The sequence below is a fragment of the Microvirga rosea genome, assembly GCF_020595095.1.
Taxonomy (GTDB): domain Bacteria; phylum Pseudomonadota; class Alphaproteobacteria; order Rhizobiales; family Beijerinckiaceae; genus Microvirga; species Microvirga rosea.
Genome location: NZ_JAJDOP010000012.1, coordinates 58,038 through 75,623, shown reverse-complemented (window position 1 = coordinate 75,623; position 17,586 = coordinate 58,038). Strand labels below are relative to the sequence as shown.

Genomic DNA, 17,586 nt, shown 5'->3' with positions numbered 1-17,586 from the left:
GCAGCCATGGCGTGGACTGCTTGGCTGGATCTCAACCTCTACACCCGCCTGCCGTGGCTCGGCTTGATCATGGCCGCGGCCATCCTGCGGGCCAGAGGGCTGACCGCCCATCTGCTGCCGCTCGCCGCCGGCTTCAAGCAATCCAAGTTCCGGCCGCAGGGGAGGGAAGGGGCTCTCGACAAACTCGAGGGCTTCTGCACGGTCGCGGAAGAAGCACTGGCGATCGGCAACAAGGATCTCGACCGCCTGATCCTGGCCCGCGAGCTGATGCAGCGGGTGACGAAGGACTGCCGCTCGAACTCGAAGCTGCCGGAGCTGGTCGCGCTGTTCCTGTCGCGTCCCCTGGTGACAGTACCCCTCGGCGCCAAGCTGCTGAAGGTCACGCCCAAGGCCGTCGACCTGATGCTGGCCCAGCTCGGCGGCGCCCGCCCGCGCGAGCTCACCGGCCGCACCCGCTACCGAGCGTGGGGCATCGTGTAAGTGGTTCACAGACCATGAATCATCCGAGTGACATAGGTGGTGGTTCCTGACCTCGGTTCGATTCGGTACCCTTGGCTCCGGCTTGGCAAGTGGCGGTCGATCCATGAGCGTTCGATGCCAAAGCTGACAGTGAGCCGGGATAAGACAAAGCCTTTGGTGCAAATAGCGGAGGCCAAGAACCCGTCGGTGGACGGGCGTTGGAGTGTGTGCCGGTCAGCGAGTTGACAAAGGATGAGAGGCAGGATTTGCTCTCTACGGCACAAGTCCTGGCGCAGCTGATTTCTGACCTAGCGCCCGAGGACACCTTCTCCAGCAATCCGCGCTATCCATCGAATAGGGCAGCCCCCTCGACCCTCGCTGAATTGCAGCCTCAATCTTGAGCAGCCTCAGCCCAGAACTGCAGGCTGCGGGCATTGACCGGAGCTCCAGCTGCTTTGTGCAGGGTCAGGATAGCTTGGTGGAAGCTCTGTGCTGCCTCTTGTCCTATGAGCAGCCTAAGGCTGCGGATTATGCGGGTGATCCGCAGATGGTTGTGATCATAGCCTGTCAGCCACCAGCTCGTCTGACGGTAGAATTGCAGCATCCGCTCAGCTGCCTGCGCGAGCGTCTTTATCGCCCGAGCATCAGCTTGGATTGCAGCAATCTCAGTCCTGGTCAGGGTCGGTGCATGTGGCTCGGCGGCACTGCGGCTCGGCAGGGGGAAAAGCCATTGGATGTAATCATGGACCTCTTCCAGCTGCTCATCCGACAGATTGAGCACATCGACCACACGGCGCCCTCGGCTATCTCGTCCAGCGCCGGCCAAGTAGGCATGCAGCGGACACACGGATGAGACCGGCACTTGCTCATCTCCCTTTCATCATAGGCTTGTCACCTCGGACCGCTAAAGCGATGGTGTGGACGCTTGGCCGGCAAGACCAGGATAGGCAAGGATGCACTACTGTTCTTACCTCTCATCTGAGCTCAGCCTGCCACTCCAAGGATACACCAATAGGCTCTTGCTGTAGCGGTTGTACTAGCGATGAACGGCGGGTTCCTTGTAGCTCGTGCGATGACGCTGAACGCTGCCAGCGACCCACCGGACCAGCCGTCCGGTTGCCAACTGCTGTCCCTTGCTCAGCTCCGCGCACGATCCCGTGTGCCTGACCGGCGGCGGGCAGGGCACGCGTACCGATGACGATTGCAGACAGTAAGACATATCCTCTCATCATACCACCGGGTGTAGAGCAGGATCACCGATCGATCAAAATGCCTGGCTTTGAACGCGCTACGCTCCGTCATCAATCTTTGGGAACAGAAGCTGAAATTCTGAAACAAAGGGCTTGCGACGGATTCGCCAGTCACGCAGACGATTCATTTTAATGGGCAAGAATGATGCTAACAGGTCGCCTGAACCGATCGATGAACGGGTCTATTGGAGACTCGCCTTCATGAGGCGAGCCCAGCTCCGCCTGGTTACCCGGCTTCAAGATCCGTCAAACAGTTACGACAATCTTGCCGAACTGCTCGTTCGACTCCAGAAAGCGATGCGCCTCCACGATCTGTTCGAACGGAAAGGTCCTGGCTATGATCGGCCTCAAAGCACCCTCCTCCAATCCCTTGAGGATGAACGCTTTGGCAGCCTCCAATCGCGCCGGGTCACCGACGATCTCATGAACGAGGTAGCCGCGGAGAGTCAGGCTCTTGCTCAGTACACTGGACAGCGGAAACGGAGTTGGCTCGTGGCTCAGGCCGCCATATTCAATGAGAATGCCGCCCCGCGCCATCGCGGCCGCCAGAGGCTCGAAGATGGGTCCGCCGATCGGGTCAAACACGACTCGTACACCTTCCGGCCCGGTAATGTCCGCCAGCCGGACTTCCAGATCTTCCTCTGCTGAAGCGATGACATGCGTCGCGCCAGCCTCAAGCAAGGCTGATACCTTGCCAGACGTGCGCGTGACTGCAATCGGGGTCGCGCCGATGCTGTTGGCAATCTGAATTGCCGCCAGTCCGACGCTGCTGGATGCCGCGGTCACAACGACAAAGTCTGTCCTGCGAAGTTGGGCAATGTCGATCAGCGCGCCATAAGCGGTAAGATACTGCATCCAAACGGCGGCCGCCGCTTCCCAGCCGAGCGATGGCGGGTGCTTCACAACGAGTTCAGCCGGAAATGTCGCAAGCTCTCCATAGGCAGGCCAGCGAACCATCGAGATGGGCGGTACTATGCTCACGGCGTCGCCGGGTGCGAAGCCGTCCACGCCCTCGCCGACCGCTTCGACGATGCCTGCTGCCTCGAGGCCAAGGCCGGAAGGGAAGGACGGCGTCTCGATATATGAACCCGAACGGAGCAACGCCTCAGCCCGATTCAAGCCTAGCGCCCTGACCCGTATCTGAACTTCACCCTGACGAGGCCCTGGCGCATCGATATTCTCGATGCGCAGAACTTCGGGACCACCATTCTGATAAAAACGAACTACCCGTGCCATCGGCCACAACTCCAAAATAATTGAACCGAGTAAGCTATGCCGAGCCGGATTGAGCGGATAAAGATCGTCAGAGGGAGAACAGTCGAAACTGTGAGTTTCTAAAGATGGATCGCCTAACCAGCATGGCCGTGTTCGTTAAAGCCGTCGACTTGGGATCGTTCGCAGCGGCCGCGGCCGTGCTCGATCTTTCCGGACCGATGGTTGGCAAGCATATCCGGTTTCTTGAAGAGCGTCTGGGCGTACGCCTCATCAACAGGACCACACGCCGCCAGAGCCTTACGGATTTCGGCCGCGCCTACTATGAGCGCTGTCGGGTGGTCCTTGCTGAGGCTGAAGCCGCCGACGCCCTCGCAGCCGATCAACTGTCCGAACCCCGTGGAAAGTTGCGTGTCACCATGCCAGTGCATTTCGGCCGGTGCTGCGTGGCTCCGATCCTGCTGGGGCTCGCACAGCAGTACCCCACGCTGGAACTCGATCTGTCATTTAGCGACCGCATCATCGATCTTGCAGAAGACGGCTATGATCTTGCCATCCGAACCGGCTATTTGGAAAGCAAGACCGGGGTGATCGCCCGTCGCCTCGCCCGCCAGCGCATGATCGTCTGCGCATCTCCATCGTATCTCGAGAGACACGGCAGGCCTGAGCGACTTGAAGATCTGGCCAATCATTGGGCTGTCATCTACCATCGCGCAGGCCCTGTTCTGCCCTGGCTGTTTCCGCGTGATGGCCACGCTCCGGTGGAGATCATGCCAAAGGGCCGACTGCGGCTTGATGATCTTGATGCAATTGCCGATACCGTGGCCACCGGGATGGGACTGGCCTGGCTACCCTCCTGGCTGGTTCGCGAGCGCATTCGGGCAGGGGCGCTTGTCCCACTGTTACCGGACCAGCCGGGATTTCTATACGACGCCTATGCACTTTGGTTGCAGACGCCTCATTTGCCACGGAAGGTCCGTCTTGCGGTCGATGCGTTGGCGACCACACTACCTAAACTCATGACATAACCTGCCATTCTGACCACCAGCCCAGATGTCGCTAGAGTGCAACCGAGTATTCTTCGCTGGAACTGGATCCAAAGCCCGAGCGGATTTGCCGCGCAAACGCCGGCGGTCTGTCCTTGCGATCCCGTCTCACGTACCGGCGCCTCCGCAACATCGTCCGGCATCAGTGAAAGCAGGCCGAGCTTCGGATGAACCTTTTGGAAGTCGTAGAGCCCCGGGGCGATGCGTCGGAGCTGCCCACTCTTAATTAGACGTGAAAACGCCGTCGCGCCCGCGAGCACGGACGCGCTTCACCATCCCATCTGAAACCGAGGCTCCTTGCGCTCTCATGTGTCAGAAAATAGTCCGCGTTTTTCTGACATTCAAATGAGTAGAGAAGCCGTCCCGGTTCCCGAGCACGTCGAGGCTAGCGCGCACACAGCACCCGGATGTGGGCTCCACATCTCGCCTTTTGCAGAGCAGCTCTGCTAAGGGGGTGACGGTACCTTCCCGAAGACCCCAGTGGGCAGGAACCGGGAGCGTTCACTCCCTGAAAACCGACCGGCCTTGATGGATGAGAGATCCTCAAAAGAATTACCGGGCCGTTCTCCAATTAATATCAAAACTGTAAGGTTTTTGACGGCTTTGAAGGCGACACTGTCATGGTTGAGTGCGAAGATTTACGTGCCTTTAAAGATGCTCGGTCGGATTTGAACAATCGAGTGGGGATCATTCTAGTTCGGCATACTCCTGTTCAGATCACACCCCAGCTGTTCAATATCTGAAAAATCCCTTCGGCCAGGACATCGGCAGCAAGCAGTACTTGGGCGGAGAAGTGCGGAGATGCGGGCCTGATTAGAAAGGTATCAACCACCCATGGCTCCTGCTCCGGCAAGACCATCGCCAGGGTGCCGGCGGCAATATGCGGTGCCAGAAGCCAGCTAGGCAGCCAAGTGATGCCAAGCCCTTCACGAGCCGCATCGCAGAGGGTTTCGATGTCATCCGACATGAAAGCGGTCGGTGGATCGATCTGCTCCACACTTTCCCCGGATGGGAAGAGCCAGGGCCGAGGCCGTCCGTAGCGGGAGTAGCGAACGGTTTTGTGCTGCAGCAAATCTCCGAGATTCCGAGGTGAGCCGTAGGCCGTTAAGTAGCTCGGCGACGCAGCGAGAATCAGGGTCTGACGAGCAATGACGCGAGCGATCAGACTTGCTTCATCGCCGGGCAAAGGACCATTGCGGATGGCGAGGTCGAGACCGGATTTAACCATGTCCTCCGGTAGGTCAGAAAGGCGCAATTCGATCTTTAGCTTGGGATACGTGCGGGCGAGGTTCCGCAGGGCGGGCGCAACGACATGCCGCCCAATTCCGATGGGTGCGGAAAGCCGCAACGGGCCTGACGGCTCCTCGCCTCTTTCCGCAAGGGACTCCAACGCGGCCATGCCGGCCAGGACATGCCGGGCCTTTGCCAAGACCTCCTGTCCGGCATCGGTCAAGGATTGCTGCCGGGTTGTCCGAAGAAGCAGGGGGGTTGAAAACCACTCCTCCAGAGCCCGGATATGGTTGCCGACCATGGCCGGCGACAGCTCAAGATCCCGTGCCGCAGCCGCAAAGCTCCCCAGTTCCGCGACACGGACAAAGACGGTGAGGGATTTGAGACGACTCATTCAACAATTCCGCTAACGGGTGACTCAACAAATTCAACACTAATCCGAATGGCTTGAACAGGGCATGCTCGCGGCATCAACAGCATGGAGCCAGAAGATGAAAGCTATCGTGATCCGCGAATTCGGTAACGCCAGCCAGTTGAAGTTAGATCATGTTTCCCCTCCGGAGGCCGGGCCGGGCGAGGTTACAATTGACGTTGCTTATGCCGGAGTCGGCTTTGTCGATACGCTGCTCAGGGCCGGCAAGTTCGCTTTTGCCAAGCTCCCCTTGATCCCCGGAATTGAGGTGAGCGGCTTTGTCAGGACTGTTGGAGAGGGAGTGACCAACCTCGCCCCTGGCCAGAAGGTAGCGGCACTCCTGACCGACTTCACTGTCGGCGGTGGCGGCATGGGCGGATATGCCGAGGTCGCACGAGCCAAGGCGGCGCTGACGATTCCGCTTGCCTCTGAGGACGATCTCGTTGCGGCGGCAGCCATCATTGTGAATGGCGCAACGGCGGTGATGGCCGTTGGCAGCTTGGAACCAGGTGCGCGGGTGGCCATCAGCGGTGCGTCTGGCGGGCTTGGCCAGTGCCTGATCGCCGCAGCCAAAGCGGCAGGGGCGGCAGAGATCATCGCCATCTCGAGCAAGGTCACCCACCATGAGACCTTGATACGAGCCGGAGCAACTAAGGCGATTACCGCAGATGATGTCGAGAACCTAACAGACAATCTGGATGCCGCATTTGATACCGTTGGTGGCGAGTTTCGCCTCGGGCTCCTGCGGCATCTCAAGACCAGAGGACGTCTCGTCCTGCTCGGGAATGCGAGCGGGATGGACACTCCCCTTCCTGGGGATGAGATCTGGTTGCGCTCGCTGCAGATCGAGGGCTTTGCCACAGGGGGACTTTCGTCTCTGTTCCCGGATCGTGTCGCAGATGCCGCTCGCGCTGCCCTGTCCTTGGACCATCGCAGCATGGGCGAGATTGCGGTGCTCGATCTTCACAAAGCAGGAGATGCACATACGGCACTTCAGACTCGACAGGGTCCAGGCAAGTTCGTCCTGAGAGTCCGATGAGAAGCGTCCGCTAGAGCAGAGAGAGCCGGCCCCCAGCGAGCAACTCGCGGGTGCGCTTCAGCGTAGACAGCAGGGCGGCTTTGTAGCCTTTCTCGCTGTCGAACTGCGCCTGCTCGGCCTGCTCCTCGGGGCCATTCGGCTCTTTGCCTCGCAGGCCGAGGTAGCAGTAGAAGCGGAGCTGAAGCTCGCCGGCCTCATCCTCGAAAAGCTCGTTGATGATCGTGCCCTCGCGCGGCCCGGTGACCTGAAAGAATGTGACCTTGCGCTCCGGCTCGAGGGTGATGATCTCGCGCAGATCGGCAGCGCCGATCGTGGCTTCGCGCACGAAATGGGTCGCACTCTCCTCCACGACATCGCATCGGGTGCAGAGGCCGGGCGGGAGGAACAGACGGGCGTCCCGAGCCTTGAGTTCCAAGCCGGCCCATGCCTGTGCGCGGGTCAGCGGGGCTTCGCCTTCCGGGTTCACCGGAACAGTGGCGGTCGAGTAGATCATGGTGATAGTCCGTTTCTAATGGTACGAGGTGTCCGGTTATTTGACTCAGGCGGAAATTTCGGCAGCGAAGGCGCGGTAGGAGCGTAGCGGCCTGTCGAGGAGCCTGGTGAGGCGTGCAACGTCCCCGTCCTCGGGGAGCATACCGTCGGTCAGGAAGCGCTCGGCCATCAGGCGCATGTCGTAAGCCATCCAACTCGGCATGAACTGCCGCAGGTTCTGCTCGAACCTGCCTGTGTCATCGCCCGGATAAGCAATCGTGCGACCCAGCACATCCGACCAGATCGCGGCGACATCCGCGCCCGTCAGCGTATCCGGACCGACGAGATTGATCCGATCGAGCGCGAGAGGTTCAGCAGCCTGCTCACGGCGGATGAGCTCGATGGCTGCGATCTCGCCGATATCGCGCGCGTCAATCATGGCAAGACCCTTGCTGCCGATCGGCATCGGGTAGACGCCATTCCCGAGCACGACATCCTTGATCATGAGATCGTTGTTCATGAAATAGGCCGGGCGCAGGATGGTGGCGTTGAAGCCCATCTGCTCGATCATCCTCTCGACGCCGAACTTGCCGGCAAAGTGCGGCACATTCACGTAGAGGTCACTGTGAATCACTGACAGATAGACGATCCGCTCGATACCGGCTTCTCGAGCAACATTGAGCGCGATGAGGGCCTGGGTGAATTCATCGGGTACGACCGCGTTAAGCAGGAACAGGGTGGAAACGCCAGCAAAAGCGCTGCGGAGCGAGTCCCCGTCAAGCAAGTCGCCCTGCACGACGGTCACACCCGTCGGGAAATTGGCCTTAGTAGGATCGCGGACGAGAGCGCGCACATCGGCGCCGCGCTTCGTGAGCTGTTCGACAACGTAGCCGCCGACTGTGCCAGTTGCACCGGTAACGAGGATGGTCATGGGGATCACTCCGGGTTGGGTCAGAAGACATCCTGAAAATGAGTGATCCACATTCACCCCGATAGACGCTATATTTGGACAGACCGTCTCACTGGTGGAACATCTATGGATTTGCTCGCCCTCGCTGATTTCAATCTCGTCGCCCGGCACGGAGGCTTCGGGCGGGCCGCACGTGCCTCAGGGCGTCCAAAAGCGACTTTGTCCCGGCGGGTGGCAGAATTGGAGGCCACCCTCAATCTGCGTCTGTTCGAGCGTGGCGCGCGCGCTCTGAAGCTCACCCAGGAGGGACGGGCGCTTTACGAGCGGACGGGAGCGCTACTGACCGAGCTCGACGAGACCGCGGCGGCAATCGCTTCAGGTGGGGACAGGCCACGAGGCCGATTGCGGATCAGCGCGCCATTGCTCTTCTCCCAGACTGCAATGGGAAAGCTGGCCGCTGAGTTCGCACTTCGATATCCGGAGGTCCGGCTTGAGGTTACGACGGAAGATCGAACCGTCGACATGATAGAGGAAAGTTACGACTTGGTAATCCGGGTCAACCCTAAACCGGATGAAAGCCTTGTCGGACGAGTCTTTCTGCGTGATCGGCTGGTAGTGGTAGCGAGCCCAAGCTTGGCGCGACCTATAGATGATTCAGCGGTGCCGGCTGTTGTGCGCGGAGAGGGCGAACAGATTGCAAGCTGGGATGTGACAGTGCCGACGGGAAGATCGACCATCGCGATCGATCCGTTGCTTCGCCTCTCATCGCTCGTGATGGTCCGCGATGCTGTCCGAGCAGGCGTCGGCGTCGGACGCCTTCCAGTGTCACTCGTGAGTCACGATCTGGCAGCCGGCACGTTGGTGCATTGGGGTGATGTTGACGGACCTGATATCGCACTGTGGACGCTCTACCCATCGCGGCGCCTGCTGAGCGCTCGTGTGTCGGCCTTCCTCGATTACTTGAAAGAGGCGTTTCCCATGGGAACGCCTGACGAGTTGGCGGCCTTTATCCCGTGATTGTGGCCCTGGCTGGATGAGGCGGCTCCACTGATCCACTTCCGGCCACAACCCGACCGAGTCTCGCGCTTGAGCATGGGCCAAAGCGCGCCAAGGGACGTCGCCAACGCTGCAGTTTTCAACCGTAAAAGCCATATCCCGCCATCCGCCGGCACTCGATCACATCGAAGCCCAATGCCAGACGTAGCTTCTTCCGCAGTTTGCTGACGTGGCTCTCAACCACCGTCTCGGTGGCCTCGCGATCATCAGAATAAAGAGCGTGAAATACTTGCGTCTTGCTCACTTGCCGACCGCGGTTCTGCGCCAGGTAGCAGAGCAAATCCCGCTCCCGGCGAGGCAAGAGCAAACATTTCCCGTCAATTTCCGGATCACGTCCATCAAAAAAGACCGTAAGCCTGTTCTGGCAAAAGGTCTCAAGTCTCGATGCGCTGCGTCGGCGTATAGCGGAGGTCCGGACGACGATTTCTTTAACGTGAACCGGAGCATGCACGACAACGTCGAAATTGGCGGAGAAGAGCTCAAGCGTCTGATCGAGAGAGCGGGTCTTGGTAAGGGCGACCAGGGGAGCGTCTATCTGGGTATGCAGACGATGCGCGCAGGCGATCCGATCCTGACAGTCGCCGATGACGAATCCTTGAACCTGCCGCAGCTCATCCGGCATGCGTGCGGTCATCCAGGCTTCCAACTGATTAGGCGAGAGATGAAGGAGTGGCAGGGCTTCTTGGTCAAACTGCGCCACATAGTGAGCAGCAAGCTCAGAATGTTCTTTCACAAGGACAAACATGGTCGAATCCACCAGAGATTGGCACAGTACCGGAATCGCAGGAATATTAGCTTATGAAGCTGTGTTAAGGCTGACGCTGCCTAAGTGCCAAAATGTGGCCCATAGCTCGACTACGGGAGAGGACTTCCGAAGCTGTCGTTCCTCGGTGAGGGGGAGCACCTGCCAAAGCGGCCGCTATGTCTGTCGAAAACACAGTCATTGTCTTCTCTTACCCAGCCGACAATTGGGCTCATCATCAAGCGACGGACCTCGCCCCATGCGTCAGCCGGGAGGGGAACGAGGCCTGGACAGGCATGTCTGAAAGATCGTGGAAAATCCTGCGCTTGTTCCGATGGGCCGGGTGTAATCCCCTCCCTGACGAGGGCTGCTCCCGCGTGACCTTCCCAAATCAACTCCGACCGTTGGTGAGAGTCGTTTCACATCTCTACCGATCAAAACCACGCGAGTTCAAAGGGTGAAAAGGTCTCGTTGGCCTCTACTAATAAGATTCCGGAACGACTGTCCTGGCCCCTCCCGGACCTGAGGAGCTTGGCATCACCAAGTCGCAGTCCATGTCGGCTAGCGCAGCTCCATACGCCTTGCTCTCAATGAGGAGAAGGCTCAACCCAATCAGAGCAGATATCGACAGCCTTAGAGCTGACGCGGATGGAGAAGCAGTTCAAGGGTGCAACGCAGGCCCGTGGGATCGAAATCGAACTGGGCCCGGCCTTGGAGATCGTTGATAACACTGCGCTCGATCAGACGGGTGCCGAAGCTGCGCTTGGTAGGCGGGGTAACGATCGGTCCGCCGCTTTCAATCCAGTCGATCCGGAGGGCGTCGGAACTGCAGGCTTCGGAGGTGCTCCACCGCACGGTAATGAGTCCCTGCTCGGTCGACAGGGCGCCGTACTTGGCGGCGTTGGTGGTCAGCTCGTGCAGAACCAAGCTGAGGGCGAGTCCCACCCGTGGCTCCAGCGTAAGGTCGGGACCGTCCAGCCGAACACGCGTGTTGGAACCATCGTCATAGGGCTCCAGTTCCTGGCAGACGATGTCGCGCAGGTTGACCCCGGTCCAGGCCCGGCGTGTCAGCAGCTCGTGCGCCTTGCTCAGCGACAGCAGGCGAGGCTCGAAGTTCTCGGAGAAAGTCTCGATATCCGGTGAGGTCCGGATGGTCTGGGTGGCAATCGACTGCACGGTAGCGAGCGTGTTCTTCACCCGGTGGTTCAGCTCGTCGATCAGCACCCGCTGATGCTCCTCCGCCTGCTTTCGCTCCGTGATGTCCACCAGCATATTGATCCCGCCGACGATCCGGCCCGCAGCATCGTGCAGTGGCGTCGGGAAGGGAATGAACGGAATCCGGGTGCCGTCCGGGCGCTCGGCAACTGCTTCCGCACCGCGAACGGCGCGGCCCTCCTTCAAGGCGACGGCCATGGGGCACTGATCGTGCGGCAGCGGGGCCCCGTCCGGCGTGAAGAGGCGCCAGGTCACGCACCACTCATCACTCCCGATTACAGGCGTCCTCCCGGAGAAATCGACCGCGGCCTGGTTGTAGTAGGTGATCCGCCCTTCGGCATCAGTGGTGTAGATCGCGGCCGGCAGAGCCTCGAGGAGTTCGCGAACGTGGCGCTCGCTCTCGCGCAACCGTTCCTCAGCTTGGAGCCGCTCCGTCACGTCCTGGACCACGCGCACACCGTACCGGAACTGTCCCTGCCGGTCGAGCACGGACGAGCTGAGGACATTCACGAAGACAATGCCACCGTCCTTGCGCAGGAAGCGCTTCTGCACCGAGTAGTGGGCGATCTCGCCTCGCACCTGGCGTGCGTACTGCTCTGCATCATCGTCATGGTCTTCAGGGTGGGTCAGCTCGATGAAGGAGCGCCCCACAAGCTCCTCAGGAGTGTAGCCGATGATGGCCGAGAGAGCTGGGTTGACACGGACGAAGCGCCCGGCCGCATCCATCTCGGCGATACCGATGGGTGCTTGCTCGTAGGTCACAGCGAGCCGCTGCTGGCTCTCCTGCAGTGCCTCGTCTGCTTGATGCTGATCGGTCACATCGACTGTAAAACAGCGGGTGTTGTGGAAAGTGCCGTTACGGAAATGCACGTTGGATGTGATCAGAACATGCCGCATCGAGCCGTCCTTAGCCTTCAGACGGGCCGGATACCGATCGAGTGTCTCGCCCCGGGCGAGTCGGCGGAGGATATCTCGGATCACCGGAGCATCGGCATGGAAGTCAGCGATGGGCCGTCCAATGTACTCGTCCGCGGTGTAGCCAAGGAGGTCAAGCTCGGCCTGGTTAGCGCGCAGGATCGTGCCGTCCGCGGCCACCAAGTGAAGACCAACAGCACCGTTCTCAAAGAAGTCCTCAAGATCCTGCCGGCTCTGGCGGAGCTCAAGCTCCAGGGCTTTCCGGTCGGAAATGTCTTGGAAGGAGTTTATCGCGCCAAGAATATCGCCTTGCTCATCGAGCAGCGGCTCGATCTGAACCATCACAATCCGGCGACTACCATCTGGCCGCTCGATCAGAACTTCCAGACCAAAGACAGGCTCTCCTGTGCGCAAGACATGCGCCACCGGAGTGTCGGCGCGAGCAAGCAGACGCTCATCCAAGTCGTAGAGGCGAAAGGATCCGCAGTACCGATCATCAGTCTCACCCAGACGTGGTCTGCGTCCCCACAGTTCGGCGGCCTTTCTATTGTAGCGTAGGATCGCTCCATCCGCAGCACACACATACAGAGCCGTTGGCATGGCATCCAGGACGGCCTGGCTGACTGTGGCGAGCTCCTGCAAGCTGGACCGGGGCAAGGGGTTGCTGGAGGAAAGAACGGCAACCGTCATCGGAGTTCATCTTCCTTTGCGCCGGTAATCTCTTGAGGAGACAATCAGGGCAACCACCTCGGATTGCCTCTGGTGGGCGCACTTGTTGTAAGATTCCAAGGCGAACACCCATAGATAGGGCGTTCTCCGTCGATTTCGACAGCCCGTCAAGACTAATGTCCATAGCAGTAATTTTTTCTGCAACGAACGCAATCGGCCGGGCACCCACGGCTGATCAGATGGCTCGTCTCGATGCAGCGAATGCCGTCCCGGCACCCACCCTGTACGTCGCTTACCATCGCCATGAGGGCTTCGTGGTTGAATCCACCAGCTTGTTAACGTCACGACATCCAGATCTGCCCTCGACGACAAGCGACAGTCCGCATGAGATCGCTATCGGCTATGCAAGACCAACAGGATCGTTCACACGTGTGATGCGATCAAACGGTGCCAGTGCATGGGCCAAAATTGCCGTCAGCTCATCGCAGGTGGCTCCGTCCCGGGCCTGGATCGAAAGTCCATGCACCACCGTGGCATAGTAGGCTGCAAGAGAAGCGGCATCGACATCCGGAGGCAACAGACCATCGGAAATCGCCGTCTCGAACTTTAGCCGCAGAGTATCCTGCAAGGTGCGGCGCATCTCCTTCAACTCCTGCCGGATCCGCTCATTCTCTGGAGCGCAATGGGTGGCACCTAGCGCAATCATGCAGCCCTGGGGCCGCCCCGGCTGGGTCGAGCAGCCAATGGAGGCATTCAGCATGCCCGCCAGCCCCTCCCGCAATGTTGGGGCCTCCATGAGCGCGCGGAAAATCCCTGCGGCCGATGTTTCACTGAAGTGGCGCACCGCCTCCAGGTAGAGGGCTTCTTTTGACCTGAAAGCGGCATAGAGGCTTGGCGAGCTAATGCCCATGGCAGTGGTGAGATCGGTCATAGACGAGCCCTCGAAGCCTTGCTGCCAGAACACCTCCATGGCCTTCTCAAGCGCTTCGGTGCGGTCGAACACCCGCGGGCGGCCTCGGGACGACATCGACTCTCCTTTATGTGCTGATCATTATATAAATCGATTGACAGCCTTCTGCAACTCGCCCACCATTTATGTATTGATCAACACATAAATGAGTCGGGCATGGCTTCGAACAGCAAATGCGTCGCATTGGTGACCCGTGGGAGCGGGGGCATCGGCGCGGCAATTGTCCGGTGCCTCGCTGCTGGCGGAGTCGACGTAGTGGCCTTCACCTACACCACCAGCAATGGCGCAGCGGACCAACCTGTCGCCCAGGTCCTCGAGGCTGATGGTAGAGCGAAGGCCGACGCTGTGGATGCAGGTAACGCCGACGCTATCCGCAATGTAGTATGTCAGGTTACGCGCGATTTCGGCCACTTGGACATCCTCGTGGCAAATGCCGGGATCATAATGGCCGGTCCCCCTGAGGACGCCACGGTCGATGCGTTTAATCGCCTGATGGCGGTCAACGCCCGCAGTGTCTTCTTCACCGCGACCGCCGCAGCACAGGTCATGCCGGAGGGGAGCCGGATCGTCAGCTTCGGCAGTGGCCTTGCTGAGCGCAGTGCCGGGCCAGGCACTACAACCGATACGCTCACCAAAGCTGCTCCGGTTGGCACGACACGTGGCCTCGCCCATGACTTTGCGCCTCGCGGCGTCACCGTGAACCTTGTGCATCCTGGACCAACTGATACCGACATGAACCCTGCCACCAGCGAACGCGCTACCAGGCAGCGAACCAAGATCGCTCTGAACCGGTGTGGTTCGGCGGATGAGATTGCTAGTGCTGTCGCCAATCTAGCGAGTCCGGCAGCGAGCTTCGTGACTGGTGCAACATAGGCTGTAGACGGCGGCGTCGCAGCCTGACCCTACCGCAAAATGATCCAGAAAATTTTGAAGACAATGATCGGACCTCCTTTCAGAGTCGCTGGATCCTTCGTTGATGCAAATCCCCACTATCCGCAGCACAAGCTATCATAGCTGCGCATTGGATCACCAAAGGACGATCAGATGATTGAAGCATGTGAAGCCGAGGAAGCCTCTAAAACGCAGGAGCAGCCTGCCTGGGGCGCAGTGTTTGCTATGACGCTAGGCGTCTTCGGTCTGGTGACGGCCGAGTTCCTACCCGCTAGTCTCCTGACCCCAATGGCGGCGGATCTGCACATCACTGAAGGAATAGCCGGGCAGGCTGTGACCGCAACAGCGATCGTCGGCATGATGACAAGCCTCTTCATCTCTGCTGCCACGAGCCGGATTGACCGCCGTACCGTGCTCCTGGCTTTCTCGCTCCTGCTGATTGCCTCAAATTTGCTCGTAGCATTCGCGGTCGATTTGCCTCTCCTGCTGCTGGGCCGCGTGTTACTCGGCATCGCGATTGGCGGATTTTGGACCATGTCCGCTGCGGTGACGATGCGGCTTGTGCCAGAGTCACAGGTACCCAGAGCCCTGTCGATGATCTTCAGCGGTGTGTCGGCGGCAACAGTTCTGGCGGCACCTGTCGGCAGCTTTTTGGGCGACGTCATCGGGTGGCGCAGCGTGTTCTTGATGGTCGCGGTCTTAGGTGCTGTGACACTGATCGTCCAATTTGTATCTCTCCCGCGTATGGCTCCCACCGGCTTAACAGGCTTGCGCACGCTCATCGACGTGGTCGCGCGTCCTGGCGTTGCCGTTGGCATGATCGCCGCGATGCTGATCTTCAGCGGGCATTTTGCCTTCTTCACCTATATTCGACCGTTTCTTGAGACCGTCACGGGCGTCGGGATCAACACTGTATCAGCTATGCTGCTCGGCTTCGGGACCGCCAACTTTGTCGGTACACTGCTGGCAGGCATTCTGCTTGAGCGCAGCCTGCGGTTGACCCTGACAATTATGCCCTTGCTGATGGGCATTCTTGGATTAGGTCTAGTGGCCTTGGGCAGCCAACCCATTCCCGTTGCTTTGATGGTAGGACTCTGGGGGGCTGCCTTCGGTGCCGTACCGGTGGCTTGGTCGACTTGGCTGACCCGAACCGTTCCCGATCAAGCGGAAAGCGCAGGGGGCCTGCTGGTTGCGGCCATTCAGCTGGCGATTGCGGTTGGTGCTGCCGCTGGAGGGGGAATATTCGAGGTGAGCGGAGCAACGGGGGTCTTTGCCGCCAGCAGCGCGATTTTATTGCTGGCCACAACGAGTATCCTCGCCGGCATTCGCTCACGCACGGCAGCCATCGCAAAAACCTGAGGCCGTCGCCGCAAGTAGCCATTGGTGAAGTGGGCAGCGAACACCTAAGTTGCCCGGGGCGTCCGATCTGGAAAAGTCAACGAGGAAGCAATCATGGATACCTGTGTCAGACACCGTCGGATCAAGATTGGCAACGTTGACACCTTCTTCCGCGAGGCGGGATCGGAAAGCGCACCCGTTGTTCTACTCCCGCACGGATATCCCTGCTCGTCCTACGAGTTCCGCAACCTCATGCCACGTTTGGCCGATCGGTGGCGACTGATTGCGCCGGACTATCCTGGCGCTGGCTACAGCGGAACACCGGACGACTTCGACTACAGCTTCGATGGTTACGCCGCCTTTCTCGACAGCTTCGTGAAGGAGTTGGGCATTGACCGCTTCGCTCTTTATCTGCACGATTTCGGATCTCCGATTGGCGCACGGCTGGCGATCAAGGCACCTGAGCGCGTGGTAGCGCTCATCCTGCAGAATGCCGACATCCCCTACGAGGATGCCCTGGGGCCGAAATATGCCGACATCGAGAAGACCTGGACCCTTCCGGATTCCGAGATGCGGGAGAAACTGGCTGAGGCGATCAATGAGGAGACGTTCCGAGAAGAATTTCTGAATGACGTCAGGACCGAACTCGCTGCGCGCGTCCCTCCCGATCTATGGAAGTTGCATTGGTCGGTGATGACACCGAAACGCAAGGAAATCGCCGTCAGCCTCATCGCGGGGTTGAGGGAAAACCGCGCTTGGTTTCCGCAGTACCGCAGATACCTCAGTGAGCACCGACCTGCGGCGCTGATCGCGTGGGGACCGCACGATCACTACATGCCAGAGAAGTCAGCACGTGCTTACCTTCGCGACTTACCCGATGCCGAGTTTCACCTGCTAGACGGTGGCCATTGGCTGCTGGAAACCAATCTTGATGAGATGGTGACGCTCATCCGCGACTTTCTGGACCGAGTGCACGCACCTTCGACCGAGCCAACTACCCCCAAACTCCGACCCAGCTTCAAGGCTACGTATGGCAAAGTCGCGGAGTAGACTGTCGCAACTAGGTTGCGAACACCTTTCGTAGCAGGGTAACGATCCTAACTGCACATTCGTGCTGTGGATCACGATCGGGATCGTAGATCGTGATTGTCATGCCGACGCAGAGTTCGTGCGCGATGAGCGATCGCAGGAGAGGGATGAGATCCTGCTCGTTGAGGCCCGGACTGCCTGGGCTGCCGACCGCCGGCATTACGTCCTGATCCAGAACGTCGACGTCGAGGTGGACCCAGAAAGGCCAATCCGACTGTTGCCCCAGAACCGTCAGGGTCTGGGCGATCACGGCGGCTGACCCGAGATCACGTGCAGCGAATACGTCGAGGCGGGTGATGGCGGTGGTGTTGATGTCCGGCCAAGCGAACTCGGCGTCGTGGCTTTCGCGTTCGCCGATCTGTACCACCTGCTCGTCAGGCACCAGCGGGGCATCCACCAAAGGCCATTCAGTCAGAAGACGCTCACCGCGCCCAGTGGCCAGGGCGAGATTCATGCCCGCTGAAGCACCACTCGGCGGTTTAATCGCGCCCTCGGAAGCCGACCGAGTCCGGAAGGCTCTCAGTCACTACGAACAGGCATTCGCGCGGCTGAAGGCAGGAGACTGGCAGGGCTTTGGGGCGGAACTGGACAAGCTGCGAATGGTTCTTGAGCAATCTAATGATGCCGCTAGCGAGCGCTAGATCGGGTGGGTCCAGCGAAGAGGCAGGGGAC

16 protein-coding genes are annotated in these 17,586 nt (G+C 59.7%); 7 read left to right on the top strand and 9 right to left on the bottom strand.

Annotated features, from left to right (window positions below; translation table 11 throughout):
• Nucleotides 1-480: helix-turn-helix domain-containing protein (locus LJD17_RS20660; RefSeq protein WP_227386082.1), on the top strand; the 480-nt coding region annotated here is incomplete at its 5' end.
• 370 nt (nucleotides 481-850) lie between these two features.
• Here LJD17_RS20660 and LJD17_RS20655 read toward each other — a convergent pair.
• Both LJD17_RS20655 and LJD17_RS20650 read right to left on the bottom strand, forming a co-directional pair.
• Nucleotides 851-1,249: an opioid growth factor receptor-related protein gene (locus LJD17_RS20655; RefSeq protein ID WP_227386081.1), complete on the bottom strand. Its 399-nt coding sequence runs from the start codon at nucleotides 1,247-1,249 to the stop codon at nucleotides 851-853.
• A gap of 706 nt (nucleotides 1,250-1,955) precedes the next feature.
• Complete coding sequence (locus LJD17_RS20650; RefSeq protein ID WP_227386080.1) at nucleotides 1,956-2,945, bottom strand: zinc-dependent alcohol dehydrogenase family protein; 990 nt, start codon at nucleotides 2,943-2,945, stop codon at nucleotides 1,956-1,958.
• Between the two features lie 104 nt (nucleotides 2,946-3,049).
• Here LJD17_RS20650 and LJD17_RS20645 point away from each other — a divergent pair, with 104 nt between their 5' ends.
• Nucleotides 3,050-3,949: a LysR family transcriptional regulator gene (locus LJD17_RS20645; RefSeq protein WP_227386079.1), complete on the top strand. Its 900-nt coding sequence runs from the start codon at nucleotides 3,050-3,052 to the stop codon at nucleotides 3,947-3,949.
• A 730-nt stretch (nucleotides 3,950-4,679) separates the two neighbouring features.
• Here the strand turns inward: LJD17_RS20645 and LJD17_RS20640 are convergent.
• Nucleotides 4,680-5,591, bottom strand: coding sequence for a LysR family transcriptional regulator (locus tag LJD17_RS20640; protein WP_227386078.1), 912 nt, complete (start codon nucleotides 5,589-5,591; stop codon nucleotides 4,680-4,682).
• 97 nt (nucleotides 5,592-5,688) lie between these two features.
• On the opposite strand from LJD17_RS20640, the gene LJD17_RS20635 reads away from it, so the two are divergent.
• Entirely contained in the window at nucleotides 5,689-6,648 is a 960-nt protein-coding gene (locus tag LJD17_RS20635) for a quinone oxidoreductase family protein (protein ID WP_227386077.1), read from the top strand.
• Between the two features lie 10 nt (nucleotides 6,649-6,658).
• Here the strand turns inward: LJD17_RS20635 and LJD17_RS20630 are convergent, their stop codons facing one another.
• Together LJD17_RS20630 and LJD17_RS20625 are read right to left on the bottom strand one after the other, a co-directional pair.
• The gene (locus LJD17_RS20630) at nucleotides 6,659-7,141 is read right to left on the bottom strand and encodes an SRPBCC family protein (protein WP_227386076.1); all 483 of its coding nucleotides are present in this window, start codon (nucleotides 7,139-7,141) and stop codon (nucleotides 6,659-6,661) included.
• Nucleotides 7,142-7,186: 45 nt separating this feature from the next.
• The gene (locus tag LJD17_RS20625) at nucleotides 7,187-8,050 is read right to left on the bottom strand and encodes an SDR family oxidoreductase (protein WP_227386075.1); all 864 of its coding nucleotides are present in this window, start codon (nucleotides 8,048-8,050) and stop codon (nucleotides 7,187-7,189) included.
• Between the two features lie 105 nt (nucleotides 8,051-8,155).
• Here LJD17_RS20625 and LJD17_RS20620 point away from each other — a divergent pair, with 105 nt between their 5' ends.
• Nucleotides 8,156-9,046 carry a LysR family transcriptional regulator gene (locus LJD17_RS20620; protein WP_227386074.1) on the top strand — a complete coding sequence of 297 codons (891 nt, stop codon included), beginning with the start codon at nucleotides 8,156-8,158 and terminating at the stop codon, nucleotides 9,044-9,046.
• A 118-nt stretch (nucleotides 9,047-9,164) separates the two neighbouring features.
• On the opposite strand, the gene LJD17_RS20615 is transcribed toward LJD17_RS20620, so the two are convergent.
• From LJD17_RS20615 to LJD17_RS20605, 3 genes are all read right to left on the bottom strand, one after another.
• Nucleotides 9,165-9,830, bottom strand: a complete 666-nt coding sequence (locus LJD17_RS20615) for a winged helix-turn-helix domain-containing protein (RefSeq protein WP_227386073.1) — start codon at nucleotides 9,828-9,830, stop codon at nucleotides 9,165-9,167.
• A 630-nt stretch (nucleotides 9,831-10,460) separates the two neighbouring features.
• Nucleotides 10,461-12,647 (bottom strand): PAS domain-containing sensor histidine kinase, encoded by a 2,187-nt coding sequence (locus tag LJD17_RS20610; protein ID WP_227386072.1) that lies wholly within the window; start codon nucleotides 12,645-12,647, stop codon nucleotides 10,461-10,463.
• A 379-nt stretch (nucleotides 12,648-13,026) separates the two neighbouring features.
• On the bottom strand, nucleotides 13,027-13,629 hold the full coding sequence (locus LJD17_RS20605) for a TetR/AcrR family transcriptional regulator (protein WP_227386071.1): 603 nt from the start codon (nucleotides 13,627-13,629) through the stop codon (nucleotides 13,027-13,029).
• A 123-nt stretch (nucleotides 13,630-13,752) separates the two neighbouring features.
• Here LJD17_RS20605 and LJD17_RS20600 point away from each other — a divergent pair, with 123 nt between their 5' ends.
• The 3 genes from LJD17_RS20600 to LJD17_RS20590 all read left to right on the top strand — a co-directional run bounded on the left by LJD17_RS20600 (nucleotide 13,753) and on the right by LJD17_RS20590 (nucleotide 16,875).
• Nucleotides 13,753-14,469, top strand: a complete 717-nt coding sequence (locus LJD17_RS20600) for an SDR family NAD(P)-dependent oxidoreductase (RefSeq protein WP_227386070.1) — start codon at nucleotides 13,753-13,755, stop codon at nucleotides 14,467-14,469.
• Nucleotides 14,470-14,640: 171 nt separating this feature from the next.
• A complete protein-coding gene (locus LJD17_RS20595) occupies nucleotides 14,641-15,846 on the top strand; it encodes an MFS transporter (protein WP_227386069.1) in 1,206 nt (401 codons plus the stop codon).
• Nucleotides 15,847-15,939: 93 nt separating this feature from the next.
• The gene (locus LJD17_RS20590) at nucleotides 15,940-16,875 is read left to right on the top strand and encodes an alpha/beta fold hydrolase (RefSeq protein WP_227386068.1); all 936 of its coding nucleotides are present in this window, start codon (nucleotides 15,940-15,942) and stop codon (nucleotides 16,873-16,875) included.
• Nucleotides 16,876-16,885: 10 nt separating this feature from the next.
• Here LJD17_RS20590 and LJD17_RS20585 read toward each other — a convergent pair whose 3' ends face one another.
• Nucleotides 16,886-17,368: an arginase family protein gene (locus tag LJD17_RS20585; protein WP_227386067.1), complete on the bottom strand. Its 483-nt coding sequence runs from the start codon at nucleotides 17,366-17,368 to the stop codon at nucleotides 16,886-16,888.
• Between the last annotated feature and the right edge of the window lie 218 nt (nucleotides 17,369-17,586).